The organism is Pseudomonas putida, assembly GCF_002741075.1.
Taxonomy (GTDB): domain Bacteria; phylum Pseudomonadota; class Gammaproteobacteria; order Pseudomonadales; family Pseudomonadaceae; genus Aquipseudomonas; species Aquipseudomonas putida_T.
On the sequence record NZ_CP016634.1, the window covers coordinates 512,576 to 532,387 of the forward strand.

20 protein-coding genes and 1 pseudogene are annotated in these 19,812 nt (G+C 63.0%); 9 read left to right on the plus strand and 12 right to left on the minus strand.

Annotated features, from left to right (window positions below; translation table 11 throughout):
* Positions 1-227: 227 nt before the first annotated feature.
* Positions 228-1,415 (minus strand): MFS transporter, encoded by a 1,188-nt coding sequence (locus IEC33019_RS02765; RefSeq protein WP_070093755.1) that lies wholly within the window; start codon positions 1,413-1,415, stop codon positions 228-230.
* 108 nt (positions 1,416-1,523) lie between these two features.
* On the opposite strand from IEC33019_RS02765, the gene IEC33019_RS02770 reads away from it, so the two are divergent.
* On the plus strand, positions 1,524-2,402 hold the full coding sequence (locus tag IEC33019_RS02770) for a LysR family transcriptional regulator (protein WP_070093756.1): 879 nt from the start codon (positions 1,524-1,526) through the stop codon (positions 2,400-2,402).
* 90 nt (positions 2,403-2,492) lie between these two features.
* Here IEC33019_RS02770 and IEC33019_RS02775 read toward each other — a convergent pair whose 3' ends face one another.
* Complete coding sequence (locus IEC33019_RS02775; protein ID WP_070093757.1) at positions 2,493-3,242, minus strand: 3-oxoacyl-ACP reductase family protein; 750 nt, start codon at positions 3,240-3,242, stop codon at positions 2,493-2,495.
* A 119-nt stretch (positions 3,243-3,361) separates the two neighbouring features.
* Here IEC33019_RS02775 and IEC33019_RS02780 point away from each other — a divergent pair, with 119 nt between their 5' ends.
* Positions 3,362-4,300, plus strand: a complete 939-nt coding sequence (locus IEC33019_RS02780; RefSeq protein ID WP_070093758.1) for a LysR family transcriptional regulator — start codon at positions 3,362-3,364, stop codon at positions 4,298-4,300.
* Positions 4,301-4,344: 44 nt separating this feature from the next.
* On the opposite strand, the gene IEC33019_RS02785 is transcribed toward IEC33019_RS02780, so the two are convergent.
* Both IEC33019_RS02785 and IEC33019_RS02790 read right to left on the minus strand, forming a co-directional pair.
* Positions 4,345-4,827, minus strand: coding sequence for a GreA/GreB family elongation factor (locus IEC33019_RS02785; RefSeq protein WP_070093759.1), 483 nt, complete (start codon positions 4,825-4,827; stop codon positions 4,345-4,347).
* A gap of 2 nt (positions 4,828-4,829) precedes the next feature.
* On the minus strand, positions 4,830-5,222 hold the full coding sequence (locus IEC33019_RS02790) for a hypothetical protein (protein ID WP_070093760.1): 393 nt from the start codon (positions 5,220-5,222) through the stop codon (positions 4,830-4,832).
* A gap of 134 nt (positions 5,223-5,356) precedes the next feature.
* Here IEC33019_RS02790 and earP point away from each other — a divergent pair, with 134 nt between their 5' ends.
* Positions 5,357-6,490, plus strand: coding sequence for an elongation factor P maturation arginine rhamnosyltransferase EarP (gene earP / locus IEC33019_RS02795; protein ID WP_070093761.1), 1,134 nt, complete (start codon positions 5,357-5,359; stop codon positions 6,488-6,490).
* 48 nt (positions 6,491-6,538) lie between these two features.
* On the plus strand, positions 6,539-7,108 hold the full coding sequence (efp, locus tag IEC33019_RS02800; RefSeq protein WP_062573262.1) for an elongation factor P: 570 nt from the start codon (positions 6,539-6,541) through the stop codon (positions 7,106-7,108).
* A gap of 156 nt (positions 7,109-7,264) precedes the next feature.
* Here efp and IEC33019_RS02805 read toward each other — a convergent pair whose 3' ends face one another.
* The 3 genes from IEC33019_RS02805 to IEC33019_RS02815 all read right to left on the minus strand — a co-directional run bounded on the left by IEC33019_RS02805 (position 7,265) and on the right by IEC33019_RS02815 (position 9,288).
* Positions 7,265-7,693: an organic hydroperoxide resistance protein gene (locus IEC33019_RS02805; protein WP_099593022.1), complete on the minus strand. Its 429-nt coding sequence runs from the start codon at positions 7,691-7,693 to the stop codon at positions 7,265-7,267.
* A 128-nt stretch (positions 7,694-7,821) separates the two neighbouring features.
* Positions 7,822-8,277, minus strand: a complete 456-nt coding sequence (locus IEC33019_RS02810) for a MarR family winged helix-turn-helix transcriptional regulator (protein ID WP_070093763.1) — start codon at positions 8,275-8,277, stop codon at positions 7,822-7,824.
* Positions 8,278-8,334: 57 nt separating this feature from the next.
* Positions 8,335-9,288, minus strand: coding sequence for a LysR family transcriptional regulator (locus tag IEC33019_RS02815; protein ID WP_070093764.1), 954 nt, complete (start codon positions 9,286-9,288; stop codon positions 8,335-8,337).
* A gap of 110 nt (positions 9,289-9,398) precedes the next feature.
* On the opposite strand from IEC33019_RS02815, the gene IEC33019_RS02820 reads away from it, so the two are divergent.
* Entirely contained in the window at positions 9,399-10,148 is a 750-nt protein-coding gene (locus IEC33019_RS02820) for a sulfite exporter TauE/SafE family protein (protein ID WP_070093771.1), read from the plus strand.
* 19 nt (positions 10,149-10,167) lie between these two features.
* Here the strand turns inward: IEC33019_RS02820 and IEC33019_RS02825 are convergent, their stop codons facing one another.
* On the minus strand, positions 10,168-11,019 hold the full coding sequence (locus IEC33019_RS02825) for a LysR substrate-binding domain-containing protein (RefSeq protein ID WP_052352446.1): 852 nt from the start codon (positions 11,017-11,019) through the stop codon (positions 10,168-10,170).
* A gap of 96 nt (positions 11,020-11,115) precedes the next feature.
* Between IEC33019_RS02825 and IEC33019_RS02830 the strand changes: the two genes are divergently transcribed.
* Positions 11,116-11,337, plus strand: coding sequence for a DUF1127 domain-containing protein (locus tag IEC33019_RS02830; RefSeq protein WP_070093765.1), 222 nt, complete (start codon positions 11,116-11,118; stop codon positions 11,335-11,337).
* 104 nt (positions 11,338-11,441) lie between these two features.
* Here IEC33019_RS02830 and IEC33019_RS02835 read toward each other — a convergent pair whose 3' ends face one another.
* Positions 11,442-12,788: a class II 3-deoxy-7-phosphoheptulonate synthase gene (locus IEC33019_RS02835; protein ID WP_070093766.1), complete on the minus strand. Its 1,347-nt coding sequence runs from the start codon at positions 12,786-12,788 to the stop codon at positions 11,442-11,444.
* 117 nt (positions 12,789-12,905) lie between these two features.
* Between IEC33019_RS02835 and IEC33019_RS02840 the strand changes: the two genes are divergently transcribed.
* Both IEC33019_RS02840 and IEC33019_RS02845 read left to right on the plus strand, forming a co-directional pair.
* Positions 12,906-13,661 (plus strand): spermidine synthase, encoded by a 756-nt coding sequence (locus tag IEC33019_RS02840; RefSeq protein WP_070093767.1) that lies wholly within the window; start codon positions 12,906-12,908, stop codon positions 13,659-13,661.
* A 352-nt stretch (positions 13,662-14,013) separates the two neighbouring features.
* A pseudogene (locus IEC33019_RS02845) lies at positions 14,014-15,724 on the plus strand (DEAD/DEAH box helicase).
* A gap of 79 nt (positions 15,725-15,803) precedes the next feature.
* Here the strand turns inward: IEC33019_RS02845 and IEC33019_RS02850 are convergent.
* A complete protein-coding gene (locus IEC33019_RS02850; protein ID WP_070093769.1) occupies positions 15,804-16,571 on the minus strand; it encodes a DODA-type extradiol aromatic ring-opening family dioxygenase in 768 nt (255 codons plus the stop codon).
* 102 nt (positions 16,572-16,673) lie between these two features.
* Between IEC33019_RS02850 and IEC33019_RS02855 the strand changes: the two genes are divergently transcribed.
* The gene (locus IEC33019_RS02855; protein WP_070093770.1) at positions 16,674-17,324 is read left to right on the plus strand and encodes a thiopurine S-methyltransferase; all 651 of its coding nucleotides are present in this window, start codon (positions 16,674-16,676) and stop codon (positions 17,322-17,324) included.
* Between the two features lie 65 nt (positions 17,325-17,389).
* Here IEC33019_RS02855 and htpX read toward each other — a convergent pair whose 3' ends face one another.
* Together htpX and IEC33019_RS02865 are read right to left on the minus strand one after the other, a co-directional pair.
* Complete coding sequence (gene htpX, locus IEC33019_RS02860; RefSeq protein ID WP_070092610.1) at positions 17,390-18,277, minus strand: protease HtpX; 888 nt, start codon at positions 18,275-18,277, stop codon at positions 17,390-17,392.
* A gap of 250 nt (positions 18,278-18,527) precedes the next feature.
* Positions 18,528-19,739 (minus strand): pyridoxal phosphate-dependent aminotransferase, encoded by a 1,212-nt coding sequence (locus tag IEC33019_RS02865; RefSeq protein WP_070092609.1) that lies wholly within the window; start codon positions 19,737-19,739, stop codon positions 18,528-18,530.
* Between the last annotated feature and the right edge of the window lie 73 nt (positions 19,740-19,812).

Here is a 19,812-nt window from a genome sequence, read left to right on the forward strand (position 1 = left end):
GGTGACGGAGGGTGGATGGCGCATTGCCGCAGGATGGAGCGGTTTCTGCGGGTTATCCCACGGGCAGGAGCAACGATGATCCTCTGCTCCGGCCCTTTCGCGGGTGAACCCGCTCCCACAGGTTCGGCGGTGCCATCCACCGCGGAGTCTGCTTCCTGGCGGTTTGACGCCTCGATAACCCCCACAAGAGCAGCGCAGATCCGGTGGGGGCGCGAAAGGTCAGACAGTCATGCCGTCTGCACAGTCAGCTTGCGCTTGCGCTCGGCCAGCGCCCATACCACCAGGGCCAGCGTGCCGATGATCAGTCCAGCCACGACGATCCCCATCCAGCCCTGGCGTTGGAACAGCTGCGTACTCAGCAGCGAACCCAGCGCACCGCCGATGAAGTAGCAGGTGATGTACCCGGCATTGAGCCGTGTACGGGCCTCGGGGCGCAGGGCGATCACTGCGTTCTGGTTGCTGACGTGTATCAACTGCACCGCAAGATCCAGCACCAGCACCCCGATCAGCAAGGCCACCAGCGAACTCTGGGCAAAGCCCAGCGGCACCCACGACAGCAGCAAAGCGACCAGCCCGACGGTAGTGCCCAGCGAGCCCTGGCCACGGTCGGCCAGGCGTCCAGCCCAGTTGGCCGACAATGCACCCGCCGCACCCGCCAGGCCGAACAGGCCGATCACGGCGTCGGAATACTGGTAAGGCTCACGGGCCAGAAGGAAAGCCAGGGGTGTCCAGAACAAGGCGAACAGGCTGAACGCCAGCAGACCCAGCAGCGAGCGCAGGCGCAGCACCGGCTCCTCGACGAACAGGCGGAACACCGAGCCGATCAGGGCCGGGTACTTGAGCCCGGCATGGGAATGATGCTGCGGCAGGCTGCGATACAGGGCGATGGCGGTCACCGCCATCAATACCGCAGCCAGCACATAGATGCTGCGCCACCCGCCGATTTCTGCCATGAACCCTGCGGCAGTACGCGCCAAGAGAATGCCCAGCAGCAGGCCGCTCATCAGCGTGCCCACCGCGCGGCCGCGTTGCTCCGGGGCGCTGAGGGTGGCGGCCATGGGCACCAGCACCTGGGCCACGACCGAGAACAGGCCGGTCAGCGCTGTGCCCAGCAACAGCCAGGGCAGGCTCGGCGCGCAGGCGCTGATCACCAGGCCCAGGGTGGCGATGGCGACCATGCAGACGATCAGCCGGCGCTGTTCGAACAAATCGCCCAGCGGTGCCAGCAGCAACAGGCCAGCCCCGTAGCTGAGCTGGGCGGCGATGACGATGGTTCCGGCGCTGGCGGTGTCCAGGCCGAACTGTTCAGCGATGCTGTGTAGCAGGGGTTGGGCGTAGTAGTTGCTGGCCACGGCGAGGCCTGTGGCGGTGGCCATCAGCAGGATCAAGGCGCGGCTCAGGGAGGGGGTGGTCATGGCTGCTCTCGTTGCGGGCAATCGGAAGTGAAGGCAAGTATCGGGAAGTGCGCGGCATGACGCCAATGTATAGTTTTCAACTTATCTATCTCTAAAACAGATCAATCCATGAACCTCAAGCAGCTCGAATATGCCTTGGCCGTGGCCGACACCGGCAGTTTCACCCGCGCCGCCGAACGTTGCCATGTAGTGCAGTCGGCGCTCAGCCATCAGGTGGCGCGGCTGGAGGCGCAGTTGGGGGTGAGCCTCTTCGAGCGCAGTTCGCGGCGGGTACGACTGACGCCGGCCGGGGAAGCCTTCGTGCTCAGCGCTCGCCCTGCGGTGGAGGCGGCGTTGCGCATCCCGGAGGACGTCGCCGCAGCCTGCGGCCAGGTGCGAGGACGGTTGGCGATCGGTGAAATCAGTTCGCTCACGGCGCTCGATCTGGTCGACCTGCTGGCGGTGTTCCACCAACGCTACCCGGATGTGGACATCCGCTGGTTGACCGCCAAGAGCGAATGGCTGGTGGCCGATGTCTGCGAGCGTCGCCTGGACGTCGGGTTCATTGGCTTGTGGCAAGGCGAGACGCTGCAGGGCGTGGAGCATCGTTTGCTGGCGCGTGAGGCGTTGGTGGCGGTGTTGCATCCGGGCCATCCTCTGGCAAATCGTGGACAACTGGCCCTGGCGGAGCTTTCGGACCAGGTGTTGGTGGACTTTCCCGAGGGTACCGGTGCGCGCCGGCAGACCGATGAAGCATTTTTGGCGGCAGGTGTGCAGCGTCGGGTGCAGTTCGAGATCGGTCATATCCGCCTGGTGGAAAAGTTCGTCCAGCGCGGCATGGCCGTGGGCTTGGTCCCCGAGCGTATCGCTCAGGGCTTCCAAGGCGTGGCTATGGCACACCTGGACGATGCGCCGGTGCGTCATCTGTATACGGTGTGGTCGAGCAGCCCGACGCCTGCGGCGCGGGCGTTTCTCGAGTTGCTTCAGGCGCATCTGCAACCACTTTGAGGTCTCGCCATTGTGTTCGCGGGGTAACCCGCTCCTGTCGGATCGCGGTGATCCTGGTGGGAGCGGGTTGACCTATGAGCAGGGCGATACTCAGGCGGCAAAGCCCCCATCGGCGGTCAGGCTGGCGCCGGTGATATAGCCGGCTTCAGGCCCGGCCAGGTAAGCCACGAAGCTGGCGATCTCGTCGGCCTGCCCGTAGCGCCCGATGGCCATCAGCGGGATCAGGCTGTCGGCGAACTCGCCCGAGGCCGGGTTCATGTCGGTGTCCACCGGCCCAGGCTGCACATTGTTCACGGTGATGCCCTGCGGACCCAAGTCGCGGGCCATGCCACGGGTCAGGCCGACCAGCGCCGACTTGCTCATGGCATAGGGTGCGCCGCCTGCGAACGGCATGCGCTCGGCGTTGGTGCTGCCGATGTTGATGATGCGTCCGCCCTGGCCCATGTGACGCGCCGCGGCCTGGCTGGCAACGAACACGCTGCGTACATTGATGGCCAGCATGCGGTCGAACTCGGCGAGGTCGAACTCGGTCACCGGGGCCACGGCGAGCACGCCGGCGTTGTTCACCAGGATGTCGAGTCGGCCGAAGGCTTCGACGGTGGCCTGCACGGCCTGCTGCACGGCGACGGCATCGGCGCTATCGGCGCGCAGGGCCAGGGCCTGACCGCCGTTGGCGTTGATGTCGGCAGCCAGTGCGGCGGCGGTGTCGGTGGCGCTGACATAGGTGAAGGCGACCTGGGCGCCTTCCTTGGCCAGGCGGCGGACGATGGCCGCGCCGATGCCGCGGGAACCGCCCTGGACCAGGGCCACCTTGCCATTGAGGTTGAATGCGTTGGACATGCTGATCTCCTGCTTCGAAGCAAGGCCGGATGCCTTGGATGGACGCCAGTATCGACCGTGGATTACCTGCTGATAAGATGGCAATCGCTATTGGCAGAGTAAACCTTGGGTTGATAATCATGGCCATGGAATCGTTCAGCACGCTGGAGTGCTTCATTCGCAGCGCCGAGGTAGGCAGTTTCGCCGAGGCGGCCCGGCGGCTATCCCTGACCCCGGCGGCCGTCGGTAAGAACGTTGCCCAGTTGGAAGCACGTTTGGGTGTGCGGTTGTTCCAGCGCAGCACCCGCAAGCTGACCCTGACCGAAGCGGGGCAGCGGTTTCTGGGCGAGGTGAGCGACAGCTTTCGCACCATCCAGTACGCCATGGCCAACCTGGCCAGCGCTGAAGGCCAGCCGGCCGGGGCGTTGCGGGTGAGCATGGGCACGGTGTTCGGGCGACTGTACGTATTGCCGATGCTAGGGGAGTTCTTGCAGCGCTATCCGGCGATCATCCCCGATTGGCATTTCGACAATCGCCAGGTCGACCTCATTGGCCAGGGCTTCGATGCCGCGATCGGCGGCGGCTTCGAGCTGCCACCGGGCGTGGTGGCGCGCAAGTTGACACCTGCGCACCGGGTGTTGGTGGCAGCACCTGACTATTTGCAACGGCACGGGCCGATCGACGCGCCCGAGGTCTTGCCGCGGCATGCCGGCATCCTGATTCGTTCGCCTCAGACCGGCCGCGTGCGTTCCTGGCCGCTGACCAGCCGTTGGCAGGAACAGCGGCCCTTGCAACTGCACCAGGCAATGACCATGAGCGATTCGGACGCTGCCTGCGCAGTGGCCGAGCAGGGGTTGGGCATTGCCTTGGTCAGCCTGCCGTTCGCGGTGCCCTATCTGGTGGCCGGGCGGCTGCGCAGAGTGCTGCCGGACTGGTATGTCGACGATGGGCATATCAGCTTGTACTACGCCGAGCACAAGCTGCTGCCAGGCAAGACCCGGGCGTTCATCGATTTTGTGGTGCAGCGCTTTGCCGAACAGGGGTTGCCGAGGCGCTTCAATGCCCTGGAAACGTTGTAGTTTTGCGGTGATCCGTCTGCGGGAAGCCAGCGAAAGGGGGCCGCTCAGACCACCTCGATCACCACCTGAATCTGCGCCACCCCGGACACCATCAGGCTCACCTCGTCATCGACCTTCTTGCCCAGCAACTGCTGCCCCAAGGGTGAGCGCGGGGTGATGACCGTCACCTGCTCATCCCCTGCGCCGATCTTCAGCCCAGCGGCCTCCGGACCCAGGAACAGCAGGCGCTGATCGCCGTTTTCGTCTTCCAGGGTGACAAGGTTGCTGATCTGGATGCCGCGAGCAGGATCATAGTCGCGCAGCAGCAATTGTTGGTACGCCAGCAGCGACTGGCGGATCTCGGCTGTGCGGCGGGCCTGGCCGGTGGCCAGGTACGAGGCTTCCAGGCTCAGGGTGTCGTACTTGTTCTCGGCGATGTTCTCTTCGGCGGTAGCGGCTTCGTAGGCGGCCTGGGCGGCGCGCCGGAGCACCTCTTCATCGCGTGCGAGGGTCTCGACGATCCGGGTGAGCAGGGTGGGCTTGTTCATGGTCAGTAGCAGAATTCCAGCACATTGGCCTGGCTCTTGTCGGTGGGGGCGGTGCGGTTCTGTTGCAGCCAGAACTGACACTTGGGGTTGTTCAGGTTGCGCGGGTTGCCTTGGGCGGCATCGGCGGCCTGGCGGGCCTCCTGTTCCTGCAGGATGACCTTGTAGCGTTCGAACATCTCGGTCTGGGCATCAGCGGGCTGGGCAGGTGCTGGCGCAGGGGCATAGGAGCTCGGCGCAATGGCCTGGGCCACCGGTTGCACCTGCTGCGGCCACCACTGCCAGGCCAGCCACAGGCTCAGGGCGATGGCCACGGCGCCGAGCCACAGGCCCAAGGCCACGCAGAGGATCAACTGCACAGGCTTGAGGGTAATCTTCAGTTCGCGGTGACGGGGCATGATGGCCTCCTGGCAAGCGGTTCTTGGCCAGCATTGTCGCATGGTGGCGGTCAATATTTTCAGCCTCGCGCTTTCGTCTGCGACAATTTATCCGCAAAATCGGCGGTTTTTCCGCGCGGAGAGGGGAGTGGGCAATGAAAGCCACCTGGGACATCTTCTGCACGGTCGTGGACAACTACGGCGATATCGGCGTGACCTGGCGTTTGGCCCGGCAACTGGTGGCTGAGCAGGGCCTGGCCGTGCGCCTGTGGGTGGATGACCTGGCCGCGTTCGTGCGCCTGTGCCCGCAAGCCGATGCCGGCGCCTCGCAGCAATGGCAGGCGGGCGTTGATGTGCGGCACTGGCCGACCCAGTGGCAAGCGGTGGAACCCGCTGAGGTGGTGATCGGCGCCTTCGGCTGTCGGCTGCCTGCGGAATACATCGAGGCCCTGCGCCTGCGTACCCCCCCTGGGTTGTGGCTGAACCTTGAATACCTCAGTGCCGAAGACTGGGTGGAGGGCTGCCACGGCCTGCCTTCGCCACAGGCCAATGGCCTGCGTACGATCTTCTTCTTCCCTGGATTCACCGACAGGACCGGCGGTTTGCTGCGCGAGGGCTCGCTGCTGGCCCAGCGGGAGGCCTTCGAGGCGGATTCGCTGGCGCGTCAGGCGTTTCTCCAGCGGTTGGGTGTGCAGGCGCAGGAGGGCGCGCGGTTGATTTCGCTGTTCGCCTACGAAAACCCGCAATTGGGCAACTGGCTCGATGCCCTGGCCGAGGATGCCCAGCCCAGCCATCTGTTGGTGCCAGAGGGGCGTATCCTGGCCGATGTACGTCGTTGGCTGGAGGCGCCGACCTTGGGCGTTGGTGATGTACAGCGCCGGGGCGCGTTGACGGTGCAGATCCTGCCTTTCGTCAGCCAAGAGGACTATGACCGGTTGCTCTGGGCCTGCGACTTCAATGCCGTGCGCGGCGAGGATTCGTTCGTGCGCGCCCAGTGGGCCGGCCGGCCGCTACTGTGGCACATCTATGTTCAGGAAGAGAACGCACATTGGGAAAAGCTCGAGGCCTTTCTCACGCTTTATCGCCAAGGCCTATCAGAAAAAACAGGGGATGCGCTGGTCGCTCTCTGGCGTGCCTGGAACATGGATCAGGACATGGGAGCCGCCTGGCGCGGGGTACGTGAGCATTGGCCGGAACTCGTCGCCCATGCCCGCCAATGGAGCGCCGCTCAGGCCGCTCGGCCGGACCTTGCCACGACGCTGGTACAGTTTTACCGAAATTGGCTATGATATGCGGCCTCGATTTTTATAAATCCATCCAGATTCGGATACTTCGTAATGAAAACTGGTAAAGAACTGAAACCCGGTACCGTACTGCGGATCGACAACGACCCGTGGCTGGTACAGAAAGCCGAATTCACCAAGTCCGGTCGCAACAGCGCGATCATGAAGACCAAGCTGAAGAACCTGCTGACCGGCTACAAGACTGAAACCGTCTACTTCGCCGATGACAAGCTGGACGACGTGATCCTGGATCGCAAGGAAGTCACCCTGTCCTTCATCAGCGGTGATGCCTACACCTTCATGGACACCACCGACTACACCATGTACGAACTGAACGCCGAAGACATCGACGCCGTTCTGCCGTACATCGAAGAAGGCATGCAGGACGTCTGCGCCCTGACCATGTACGAAGAGAAAGTCGTATCGGTCGAACTGCCGACCACCATCAGCCGTCAGGTTGTCTACACCGAGAACGCCGCGCGTGGCGATACCTCGGGCAAGGTCATGAAGCCGGCCAAACTGGCCAACGGTACCGAAGTACAGGTTGCCGACTTCATCGAGATCGACGAGATGATCGACATCGACACTCGCGACGGCAGCTTCAAGGGCCGCTCCAAGAAGTAATCCTTCTTGCGATCGCAAAAAACCCGGCCTCGGCCGGGTTTTTTTATGTCACTGCAACGTGTTCATGTCATGCGCCGTAGTGCCTTCTTCGCGGGCAAATCCGCTCCCCCAAGATCACCACGAGCCCGGTGGAAGCAGGGTTACCCGCGAAAAGGTTCAGACGGTCACATGCAGCCTTACATCTACGTTGTTGCGGGTGGCGTTGGAGTAAGGGCAAACGTGGTGCGCCTTTTCGACCAATTCTTCGGCTTCAGCTTGGGTCAGGCCCGGCAGGTTGATGTGCAGGTCGATGTTCAGGCCGAACCCACCGGGGATCTGGCCAATACCGACCTTGGCCGTGATAGAGCTGTCTGCCGGCAATTGCTTCTTTGCCTGGCCAGCGACGAACTTCAGAGCGCCGATGAAGCAAGCCGAATAACCAGCGGCGAACATCTGCTCCGGGTTGGTACCTTCACCGCCTGCGCCGCCCAGTTCCTTGGGGGTGCTCAGCTTGACCTCGAGCTTGCCGTCGCTGGAGCGGGATTTGCCATCGCGCCCGCCAGTGGAGGTTGCTTCGGCGATGTACAGAGGAGTGACCTTTTGCATCTTGAGCCTCGCTTGTGTGCTGTGCGCCATGGCGCTGGGTGAGTACGGGATTTAAATTAGCGTTCAATTATTTTGCGCGCAAGATAAATTTGCCGCCGCTCATCGGAACGGCCTTCCCAGCATAGTCCTCAGAGGTTTTTTTGCAGGCTGGCGCGTAGCTCCAGCAGGTCCGCTTGCAGTTGTTGCAGGCGTTCGATGCTGCGCCCGCTCGCTTGCAGAATGCAAGGCGGCACGCGTTTGGCCTCGTCTTGCAGGGCGCGGCCTTTGTCGGTCAGTTCGACCAGTACCACCCGTTCATCCTCGCGGCTGCGGGTGCGCTTGAGCAGGCCTTCGCTTTCCAGGCGCTTGAGCAAGGGCGTGAGCGAGCCCGGATCGGTGAGCAGGCGTTGGCTGATCTCGCCCACGGTCAGGCCGTCCTGCTCCCAAAGCACGAGCATGGCCAGGTACTGCGGATAGGTCAGGCCCAAGGCTTGCAGCAGCGGCTTGTAGACTTTGGTCATCAGCAACGAGGTGGAGTGCAGGGCGAAGCAGACCTGGTTGTCCAGCAGCAGCTCGTCGCAAGGGGCGTTGGTGGTGGCGTTCATGCAGGTCCTTCAATGAGTTCAGGTAAAAATCTAGCACGCTGATGGTTAGCGCGCTCACTACCCGCGCAGTTCGCTGCGCAGGGCCAGATCCCAAGGAGGGATCGGGCTGAAGCGGCTCTTGAGGAATTCGAGCAGCAAGCGACTGCGAGAGTTCGTTTCATGTGCAAGGCGCATTGCATAGATGCCGCTGCTTTCTGCCGGAGGCAGGCCGTTGTCGCAGAACAAGGGCACCAGTTCGCCCCGCAACAGGTAGTCGCTGATCAGCCAAGTGGGCAGATGCGCGATGCCGAGCCCGGCCAAGGCGCCGAACAGCAAGGTTTCGGCGTTGTTGGCAGCCATGCGCATGCGTGCAGGGCGATACAGACGTGCCTGGCCATCCACTGTGAAACGCCAGGCGAAGGGGGGCGCCAGGCCGTCCCAGTCCAGGCCATGGTGCTCCGGCAGCTCGCTGGGGCTGGCGGGTACGCCGCGGCTGGCCAGGTAGGCGGGGCTGGCGCAGGCGATGCGCACCATGTACGCCAGGGGTGTCGCCACCAGGCGGGTATCGGCCAGAGGGCCTGCGCGCAGTACCAGATCGACTTCTCCCAGATGGCTGCCGTGCAGGTCGACGAAACTGTCGATCAAGCGCAACTGCACGTCCAGGCCGGGGTAGGCCACCAGGAAATCAGCAATGGCCGGGGCCAGGTGGCGGCGCCCGAACGCAGCGGGGGCATCGATGCGGATCAGGCCCTCCGGCGCGCTGCTCAACGACACTGCTTCGGCCCGCGCCAGACGCAACTCCTCGATGATGCGTCGGGCCCGTTCGGAGAAGGCCTTGCCGGCGGGCGTGGCGCGTACGGCGTGGGTGCTGCGGTCGAACAAGCGGCTACCCACCGCCTGCTCGAGATTGTCGATGCGCCGGGCCACGGCCGAAGGCGTCAGCGGATGGCGCCGGGCAGCGGCGGAAAAACTGCCGGTTTCCAGCACATCGAGGAACAGACTCAATTGTTCGGTGAGGATATCGGGGCTCATGTCGACTCTGCTTGTGCGAAATACGCAAAGCCATTGTGCGCTGCTGTGCGTTTCCCCGCCAGGTATCCATCGCTAGCATGCAGGCATCGTTGAACATAGGTGAGGCCCTGATGATCGAGTGGTTGATGTACATAGCGCTGGGCGCAGCCCTGGGCACCCTGGGAGGTCTGTTCGGCATCGGTGGCGGCCTGATCGCCATCCCGGCCCTTGGGGTGCTGTTCGGCCTTGACCAGCAATTGGCCCAAGGCACGGCGTTGGTGATGGTGGTGCCGAACGTGTTGCTGGCGCTGTGGCGCTATCACCAGCGCAATCGCATCGAGCTGCGCCATGCGCTGCCGTTGGCGGTGTGCAGCTTTCTGTTCGCCTGGCTCGGGTCGATCTGGGCGGTGGGCATCGATGCCCATTCCATGCGCCTGGGCTTTGTGGGCTTTCTGGTGGCGCTGGCGGTATGGAATGTGGCGCGGATGTTCCTACCAGTCGCACCGCCAAGCACCGAGCTGCGCTATCCCTGGCCATGGCTGGGCGTGCTGGGCAGCTTTGCCGGTGCCATGGGCGGGTTGTTCGGTGTGGGCGGGGCGGTGGTGGCCACGCCGATTCTGACCAGCGTGTTCGGCACCACTCAGGTGGTGGCGCAAGGGTTGTCCCTGGCCTTGGCCGCACCCAGCACCCTGGTGACTTTGGTCACCTATGGCGTGCACGGTAGCGTCGACTGGTACGCCGGCATTCCGCTGGCCATCGGTGGTCTGCTCAGCATCAGCTGGGGGGTGAAGCTTGCCCACGCACTGCCGGAAAAAGTACTGCGTACGTTGTTCTGTGTCTTCTTGGTGGTCTGTGCGGTGATGCTGGCCTTCGAGCTTTAGACAGCGGTAGTTCCGCTCCCTACTTGAACCCTTCCACGATGTAATCGGCCATGCAGTCGGTGATGGGCGACTGATGCTGCGTGTTGCGCAGCAGCATCACGTTGGCCAGGGGTAGTTGTGGCAGGCCTTCCTGCTCGCCGAGGGTGCGCAGGTTGCCGCTGATCAGGCTCTGCAGTTGGGCCGTCACCGCCAGGCCTGCGGTGACGATGGCGAAGATCGCCGCAAGGCTCGGGCTTGTGTAGGCAATGCGGTAATCGATGCCCTGGCTCTCCAGGGCATTGCACGTCCAGGCGCGGCAGAAGCAATCGGTGTTGAACAAGGCCAGGGGCATGGGTCGTTGCTCCTGGGGGCAAAAGCCTTGGGCGGCCGCCCAGACCAGACGCTCCTGGCGCAGTAGCTGGCCGATCTCGTTGCCGGGCTCGCGAGTAACGATGGTGAGGTCCAGATCCTGGCGCAGCATCAGTTGCTTTGACGAGTCGCAGTGCACCTCGACCTGAATCAACGGATACGCCTGGGCGAAGCTTGAAAGAATGGTGGGCAGAAAGCGCATGGCATAGTCGTCTGGCGTGCCGATGCGCACGACGCCGACCATGTGCGGCATGCGCAGGGTGTTGAATACCTCGCCCTGCAGCTTGAGGATGCGCCGGGCATAGCCGAGCAGGACCTGGCCTTCGGCGGTCAGGCGTACCTGGCGACCGTCGCGCTCGAACAGTTGGCGCTGGAGGATGTCTTCTTCCAGGCGTTTCATCTGCATGCTCACCGCCGACTGGGTGCGGTTGACTACCTCTCCGGCGCGGGTGAAACCGCCTTGCTCGGCGATCGCAACGAAGGTGCGCAGAACATCCGAATCCAGATTCTGGTACTGGGACATTGCATCAATCTCCGAGATGCATGGCATCAGAAACATTCGTTGGATTGATCTTAGGCCGGGCGCGAGACTGAAGCCATCTTCACGGAGGGCTTCAAGATGAAAGGTCAGATCACTTCCCTGTACGTCAAACCTGCCTTTTCGTTCACCCACCTGGGAGAGGCCGCACTGGCGCAGATTCTTCGCTGGTACCAGTTGTACCGTCAGCGTCGGGAGCTGCTCAGCCTGAGCGATGCGACCTTGCATGACCTGGGGCTGAGCCGGGCCGACATCCAGCAGGAGGCCGAACGGCCCTTCTGGGATGACCCACTGCGTAAATGATTGGGTGTTGTGGTGGTTGTTTCGCGGTAAACCCGCTTCCACAAGGATCACCGCTGATCGTGTAGGAGCGGGTTAGCCGCGAAACAGTCGACGCGATTGAGGCCTTAGCGGCGCACTTGCTTGAGCGTCTCAGCGATCAGGAATGCCAGTTCCAGCGATTGGTCGGCATTGAGCCGTGGGTCGCAGTGGGTGTGGTAGCGATCCGACAATCCGTCCTCGGTGATCGGCCGTGCGCCGCCAATGCATTCCGTGACGTTCTGCCCCGTCATCTCGATATGGATGCCGCCGGCATACGAGCCTTCGGCCTGGTGCACTTGGAAGAACTGACGCACCTCATCGAGAATCTGTGCGAAATCCCGCGTCTTGTAGCCGCTGCTGGCCTTGATGGTGTTGCCGTGCATCGGGTCTGAGCTCCACAGCACCTTGCGGCCTTCGCGCTCGACGGTGCGAATCAACCCGGGCAGGTGATCGCCCACCTTGCCGGCACCCATGCGCACGATCAGGTTCAGGCGTCCCGGGTCGTTGGTCGGGTTGAGGGTGTCGATCAGGCGGATCAGTTCCTCGGGGTTCATGCTTGGGCCGACCTTGACGCCGATGGGGTTGTGCACCCCGCGCAGGAACTCCACGTGCGCGCCATCCAGTTGCCGGGTGCGGTCGCCGATCCACAGCATGTGCGCCGAGCAGTCGTAGTAGTCGCCGGTCAGGCTGTCGCTGCGCACGAAGGCTTCCTCGTAGTTGAGCAGCAAGGCTTCGTGTGCCGTGAAGAAGCTGGTTTCGCGCAGTTGTGGCGCGCTGTCCAGACCGCACGCGCGCATGAAGGCCAGGGTTTCGTCGATCCGTCCGGCCAGTTGGTGGTACTTCTCCGACAGCGCCGAATTGGCGATGAAGTCCAGGTTCCACTTGTGCACTTGATGCAGGTCGGCAAAGCCGCCTTGGGCGAAAGCACGCAGCAGGTTCAGGCTGGCGGTGGCCTGGTGGTAGGCCTGCAGCAGGCGCTCGGGGTCCGGGACGCGGCTTTGCTCGTCGAAACCAATGCCGTTGACGATGTCGCCCCGATAGGCCGGCAGTGTCACCTGGCCAATGGTCTCGTCGCCTGCGGAGCGCGGTTTGGCGAACTGCCCAGCCATGCGTCCGACTTTCACCACCGGGCAGCCGGCGGCGAAGGTCATCACGATCGCCATCTGCAGCAACACCTTGAACGTGTCACGGATCTTGGCGGCAGAGAACTCGGCGAAGCTTTCGGCGCAGTCGCCGCCCTGAAGCAGGAACGCCCGGCCTTGCGTGACCTCGGCGAACTGCCGGCGCAGCTCCCGGGCCTCGCCAGCGAACACCAGGGGCGGGTAGCTGGCCAGGGTCTGCTCGACCTTGAGCAGGTGCGCGGCGTCGGGGTAGGTCGGTTGCTGCTGGATCGGCAGGGCGCGCCAGCTATCGGGACTCCAGGGTCGGTTCATCACAGGCTCGGTGTTTTCGGCTATAGGCATGATCGCCATGGTAACAGTTGGCGGCGCGCTTGTTGCACCGGGGGCATTGGCGGAGAATGTCGGCTTTTGCGCAGGCAGGTGTCGGTCATGGGGACGGAGCGGGAAGAGCGGTTGTTGGCCCGGGTCGAGGATGCCTTCGGGGTCATCAGCGTCTATGAGGTGGAGGACTACCGCTTCCTTGAGTTTGGCGATGCCATCGAGCAAAGCTGCACGTTTACCGCCGACCCCAGCTGGCTGGAGTATGACTACACCCGCGCCATGCTGGTGGGCGCACTGTGCCATGAACAGCCCGAGAGCGCGTTGTTCCTGGGGTTGGGCGCCGGGACCTTGACCCAGGCGTGCTTGAAGTTCCTGCCTTTGGATGATGTCGAAGCCATCGAACTGCGGCCGGATGTGCCGCGCCTGGCCATGGAGTACATGGGCCTTGATGATGATCCGCGGCTGTATGTGCGGGTCGGCGATGCCTTGGAGCTGCTGCCCACTGCCGAAAAAGCCGACCTGCTGTTCGTCGACCTCTACACCGACCATGGGCCGGGCGTCGGCCACCTGGCCTGGGGCTTTCTGGAAAACTGCCAGAAGCAGCTCAACCCCGGCGGCTGGCTGGTGATCAACCAGTGGGCTGGCGATGATGGCCGGCCGCTGGGCGCGGCTCTGTTGCGTGGGTTGTACCACCGCCATTACTGGGAGCTTCCGGTGAAGGAGGGGAACGTCATCCTGCTGGTGCCGGCAGACCTGGACCAAACGTTGGACCTGAATGGTTTGCGCGAGCGCGCCGAGGCCCTGGCGCCGCAGCTGGGGTATTCGCTGGAGTACCTGATCAAGGCAGTCCGGCCGGCGACCTGAAGGGCAGGGGCATCTTGTAGGCGTTGGCGATAGCCTGCGATTGGGGCGCGAAGCGGCCCCTTACCATCACGCAGGTGGAAACGATTCAGCCGCATGAAGGTGACCGCTGCATACTGGCCTTCACAACTGAAAAAAATCTCACGGTCCAGCATCAATTCGGGTATAGTACGCGCCGGTCTTTTAGCGGACCTCAAAAATCAGGTGGTGCAAACCCTCCGAGTCCAGCTTCGGCTGCACGTCCGCTAGGCGGACCTTCCCAAGACGTTCCTTTTTCAATCGTTTTCGCAAATCCCCGCCGCCAAAGCTGCCTGGGTGACCTTTTGGTCTTTCAAGGCATGTGCAGCTTTGGAGCATGGGTCTTTGCGGATGCACATAGAGGCAGACCCATGACCCAGGAAACCGGCGGATTCGCCGCTCTCGATCTTCACCCGAACATCGTTGCCGCCGTGCTGGCTACAGGCTATGAAGAGCCATCGGCCATCCAGCAACAATCGATCCCGATCATCCTCGCCGGTCACGACATGATCGGCCAGGCGCAGACTGGCACCGGCAAGACCGCTGCCTTCGCCCTGCCGATCCTCAACAAGATCGATGTGAGCAAGCGCGAACCGCAAGCCCTGATCCTGGCGCCAACCCGTGAGTTGGCGCTGCAAGTAGCCACCGCCTTCGAAACCTACGCCAAGCAGATGCCAGGCGTGAACGTGGTAGCTGTGTACGGTGGTGCCCCGATGGGCCCACAACTGCGCGCCATTCGTAACGGCGCACAGATCGTCGTCGCCACCCCTGGCCGCCTGTGCGACCACCTGCGCCGCGACGAAAAAGTCCTGTCCACCGTCCAGTACCTGGTACTCGACGAGGCGGACGAAATGCTCAAGCTCGGCTTCATGGACGACCTGGAAGTAATCTTCAAGGCCATCCCTGAATCGCGCCAGACCGTGCTATTCTCCGCCACCCTGCCATCTTCGATCCGTTCCATCGCCGAGCGCCACCTGCGCGAGCCGAAGCACGTCAAGATCCAGAGCAAGACCCAGACCGTCACCGCGATCGACCAGGCCCACCTGATGGTCCATGCCGACCAGAAGATCCCGGCTGTGCTGCGACTGCTGGAAGTGGAAGAGTTCGACGCGCTGATCGCTTTCGTGCGTACCAAGCAAGCCACCCTGGACCTGGCCGCCGCGCTGGAAGCCAAGGGCTACAAGGCTGCCGCGCTGAACGGTGACATCGCCCAGAACCAGCGTGAGCGCGTCATCGACTCGCTCAAGGATGGCCGCCTGGACATCGTCGTCGCCACCGACGTCGCTGCCCGAGGCCTGGACGTACCGCGCATCACTCACGTGTTCAACGTCGACATGCCGTACGATCCTGAGTCCTACGTGCACCGTATCGGCCGTACCGGCCGTGCCGGTCGCGAGGGGCGTGCGCTGCTGCTGGTCACCCCGCGTGAGCGTCGCATGCTGCAGGTCATCGAGCGCGTGACCGGGCAGAAGGTCGCTGAAGCCCGTCTGCCGAACCCGCAAGCCGTGCTCGATGCGCGTATCAAGAAGCTGACCGCAAGCCTGGCGCCGATGGTTGCCGAGGCAGAAGCCAGCCATGGCGAATTGTTCGATCGCCTGACCGCGGACCTGGGTTGCAGCCCACGTGCTCTGGCGTCGGCCCTGCTGCGCAAGGCCACCAACGGCCAAGCCCTGGACCTGACCTCGGTCGAGCGTGAGCAGCCGCTGGTGCCTACCTTCGCCCCGCGTGAGCGTGGTGAGCGTTCCGATCGCGGTGAGCGCAGCGAGCGTGGTGATCGCGAGCGTCGTGCGCCGATGCCGCTGGCTGAAGGCCGCGTGCGTTGCCGTACCGCCCTGGGTGCCCGTGACGGTATCGCCGCCAAGAACCTGCTCGGTGCGATCCTCAACGAAGGCGGCCTGGCGCGTGACGCCATCGGCCGTATCCAGGTCCGTGACAGCTTCAGCCTGATCGAGCTGCCCGAAGACGGTCTGGAGCGTCTGCTGTCCAAGCTCAAGGACACCCGTGTAGCTGGCAAGCAGCTGAAGCTGCGCCGCTACCGCGAGGACTGATCCTGGTGCAATGAAAAATCCCCGGCCTAGGCTGGGGATTTTTTTTGCCGCTGCATTGGGTATTGCGTGTGTCGGCCTTTCAGTCGAACCGATAGATATCCATTCCCAGCGCCCCCAAGGTGAATCCTTGGTGGACGATACCCAACCGCTCGCCAGCCCCAAGGGCGAAAAACAATGGCAGCAGATGTTCGTCGCTTGGGTGATTACGCACGGCAAACGGGGCCTGCTGACGGTAGTCGAGCAGAGCCTGCCGGTCGTTCTGTGTCAGCTTCTCCACCACCCAATCCCGAAACGCCAGTGCCCAGGGTTCGATCACATCTGGCCCGGCATGCCAGTCCAGTTCGCCTAAGTTGTGGGTAATGCTGCCAGAACCGATCAACAGCACGCCTTCGGCGCGCAATCCGGCCAGTGCTTCGCCGACCTTGAGTTGTAGGGCAGGGCCAAGTTGGCTGGGCAGTGATACCTGGATGACGGGAATGCTGGCATCCGGATACATCAGCGACAGCGGTACCCAGGCCCCATGGTCGAAGGGGCGGTGGGTATCCAGCCGAGCGGGTAGGCCGGCCGCTGTCAGGCGGGCACTCACCTGCTGGGCCAGTTCCGGCTCACCCGCCGCAGGGTATTGCACGGCATACAGCGCGGCAGGGAAGCCATGAAAGTCATGCCAGGTTTGCGGATGTGGGTTGCCTGTCACCAGCAGTTCGCGGCTCTCCCAGTGTGGCGACACCACGATGATCGCCTTGGGAAGTGCCAAGGCATTGGCTAACTTGGACAGAGCCGGCCCGCTGGCACCAGGTTGCAAGGCGAGCATGGGCGAACCATGGGAAATGAACAGGCTGGGCAGCATGGCGAGGTCCTGGCGGTTTAAGATGCGTTCATCTTCGATCAGTTACCGATCGAGATCCAATATAAGTTTTCAGCGCATTTCATCGAAAAACCGGGAGGAAGCATGGAGCCGGCGTTCTGGCACAAGCGGTGGGCGGACAATCAGATCGGCTTTCATCAGGCCCGCGTCAATCCTTACCTGCAAACCTACTGGCCTACGTTGGGCCTGGCACAGGGCAGTCGCGTGCTGGTGCCGTTGTGTGGCAAGAGCCTGGACCTGGCCTGGCTCGCGGGGCAGGGGCATCGGGTCCTGGGCGTAGAGCTGTCTCGACGGGCTGTGGAAGACTTTTTCAGCGAGCACGGTCTGACGCCCCAGGTAACCCGGCAGGGTGCCTTCGAAGTCTGGCGCAATGGTGACGTGGAGCTGTGGTGCGGGGATTTCTTTGCTTTGCAGGCGCAGGATGTGGGTGATTGCGTGGGCCTGTATGACCGTGCGGCGGTGATTGCCCTGCCGCCTGCCATGCGTGAACGTTATCTGGCGTTGCTGTCGACACTGTTACCGCAAGCCTGCAAGGGGCTGCTGGTGACGCTCGACTATGATCAGTCACGGCTCGACGGGCCGCCTTTCTCGGTGGCGGACGACGAGGTCCGGACAGGGTTTTCCAGCTGGCAGGTGGATACGCTCGAGGAGCGGCAGATCATCCAGGAGAGCCTGAAATTCGAACAGGCCGGGATGACGAGCCTGATCGAGCGGGTGTATCGGCTGATGCGTTGAGGTGGGGATTTACGACAGCCAAACGAAAAAGGGCGACCTAAGTCGCCCTTTTGTTTGCGTTTGGATCAACCGCGGCGGCGCAGCGCTTCGATGCGGTCTTCCAGTGGCGGGTGGCTCATCAGCAGGCCCGCCAGGCCGTGCTTGAGGCCGCCGTTGATGCCGAACGCCTTCAGGGTGTCGGGCATGTGCACGGGCATGCCTTGCTCCACGCGCAGGCGCTGCAGGGCACCGATCATCGCGCCGGTACCGGCCAACTGGGCGCCGGCTTCGTCGGCGCGGTACTCGCGGCGGCGCGAGAACCACATGACGATGATGCTGGCCAGGATGCCCAGGATCAGCTCGGCGATGATGGTCGCCACGTAGTAGGCAATGCCCTGGCCTTCTTCGTTCTTGAAGATGACCTTGTCGACGAAGTTGCCGATGATGCGGGCGAAGAACATCACGAAGGTGTTCACTACGCCTTGCACCAGTGCCAGGGTGACCATGTCGCCGTTGGCCACGTGGCCGATCTCATGGGCCAGCACGGCGCGTACTTCATCAGGCGAGAAGCGTTCGAGCAGGCCCTGGGAGACGGCCACCAGGGCATCGTTGCGGTTCCAGCCGGTGGCGAAGGCGTTGGCCTCATAGGCTGGGAAGATACCCACTTCGGGCATCTTGATACCGGCCTCGCGGGACAGCTCCTCGACCGTCTGCAGCAGCCACTGTTCGTGGCGGGTGCGGGGCTGGCTGATGATCTGGGTGCCGGTGGTCATCTTCGCCATCCACTTGGAGATGAACAGCGAGACCAGCGAGCCGGCGAAACCGAACACGGCGCAGAAGACCAGCAATTGGCTGAGATTGAGGTCAACGCCGTTGGCCGCCATGAACCCGTTGAAGCCGAACAGGCTCAGGGTAATGCTTGCAACCAGCACCACCGCGAGGTTGGTGGCTACAAACAACAGAATGCGCATCATGGTTGTTACGTTCTCCTGACGGATGAAAATGTCGCGTACTGCGGGCTATATAAGGGGCGGGTCATACGGATTCAACCGGCCGACTATTTCAAACTGTGTACGGCGGAGTATGGCAGAGGATAGGGCGAGGACTGTGGGATAGAGCGTTGCAGGATGTAAGAACTCTCCTGCGAAAAAACGCATGGAAACGGTTGTGCAGCGCATCGCGGGTCATCGCCAGGCGGCGGCGATAACCCGCGACGGGGCGCAATTACTGCTGGTAGGTACGCAGGAAGTTTCCGATCCGCCCGATGGCCTGTTCCAGGTCATCCACCCGCGGCAAGGTCACGACGCGGAAGTGGTCCGGCCAAGGCCAGTTGAAGGCCGTACCCTGGACGATCAGCAGTTTCTCCGACAGCAGCAGATCGAGGACGAACTTCTCGTCGTTGTGGATCGGGCAGACTTTCGGGTCGATCTTGGGGAAGGCATACAGCGCGCCCATAGGTTTGACGCAGCTCACGCCGGGAATGTCGTTTAGCAGCTCGTAGGTGCGGTTGCGCTGCTCGAGCAGGCGGCCGGGCGGTAGCACCAGGTCATTGATGCTCTGGTAGCCACCCAGGGCGGTCTGGATTGCATGCTGGGCCGGGACGTTGGCGCACAGGCGCATGTTGGCCAGCATGTCGATGCCTTCGATGTAGCTCTGGGCGTGCTGCTTGGGCCCGGAAATGATCAGCCAGCCGGAGCGGAAGCCCGCCACCCGGTACGACTTGGACAGGCCGTTGAAGGTCAGGCACAGCAGGTCTGGGGCCAGCGACGCGGTGCTGATGTGCACGGCTTCGTCATAGAGAATCTTGTCGTAGATCTCGTCGGAGAACACCACCAGGTTGTGCTGGCGGGCCAGCTCCAGCATGCCCAGCAGCAGTTCCTTGGAGTACACCGCACCGGTAGGGTTGTTCGGGTTGATGATCACCAGGGCCTTGGTGTTTGGGGTGATCTTGGCCTTGATGTCGTCCAGGTCCGGGAACCAGTCGGCCTGCTCGTCGCACAAGTAGTGCACAGGCTTGCCGCCCGCCAGGCTGACGGCGGCGGTCCACAGGGGGTAGTCCGGGGCGGGGATCAGCACTTCATCGCCGTTGTTGAGCAGTGCCTGCATGGACATCACGATCAGCTCGGACACGCCGTTGCCGAGGTAGATGTCCTCGATGCCCACACCCTCGATCTGCTTTTGCTGGCAGTACTGCATGACCGCCTTGCGCGCGCTGAACAGGCCTTTGGAGTCGCTGTAGCCTTGGGCGGTGGGCAGATTGCGGATGACATCCTGGAGGATTTCGTCCGGCGCCTCGAAGCCAAACGGCGCCGGGTTGCCGATGTTCAGCTTGAGGATGCGGTGGCCTTCCTCTTCCAGGCGTTTGGCGTGCTTGAGCACTGGGCCGCGAATGTCATAGCAGACATTGGCGAGCTTGTTCGATTTGCTGAACTGCATGATGTGATCCCGATTGAGAAGTCGCGGCGCGCCGCCGTCAAAAGGTTTGAAAAGGGCGGAGTGCGTGCCAGAC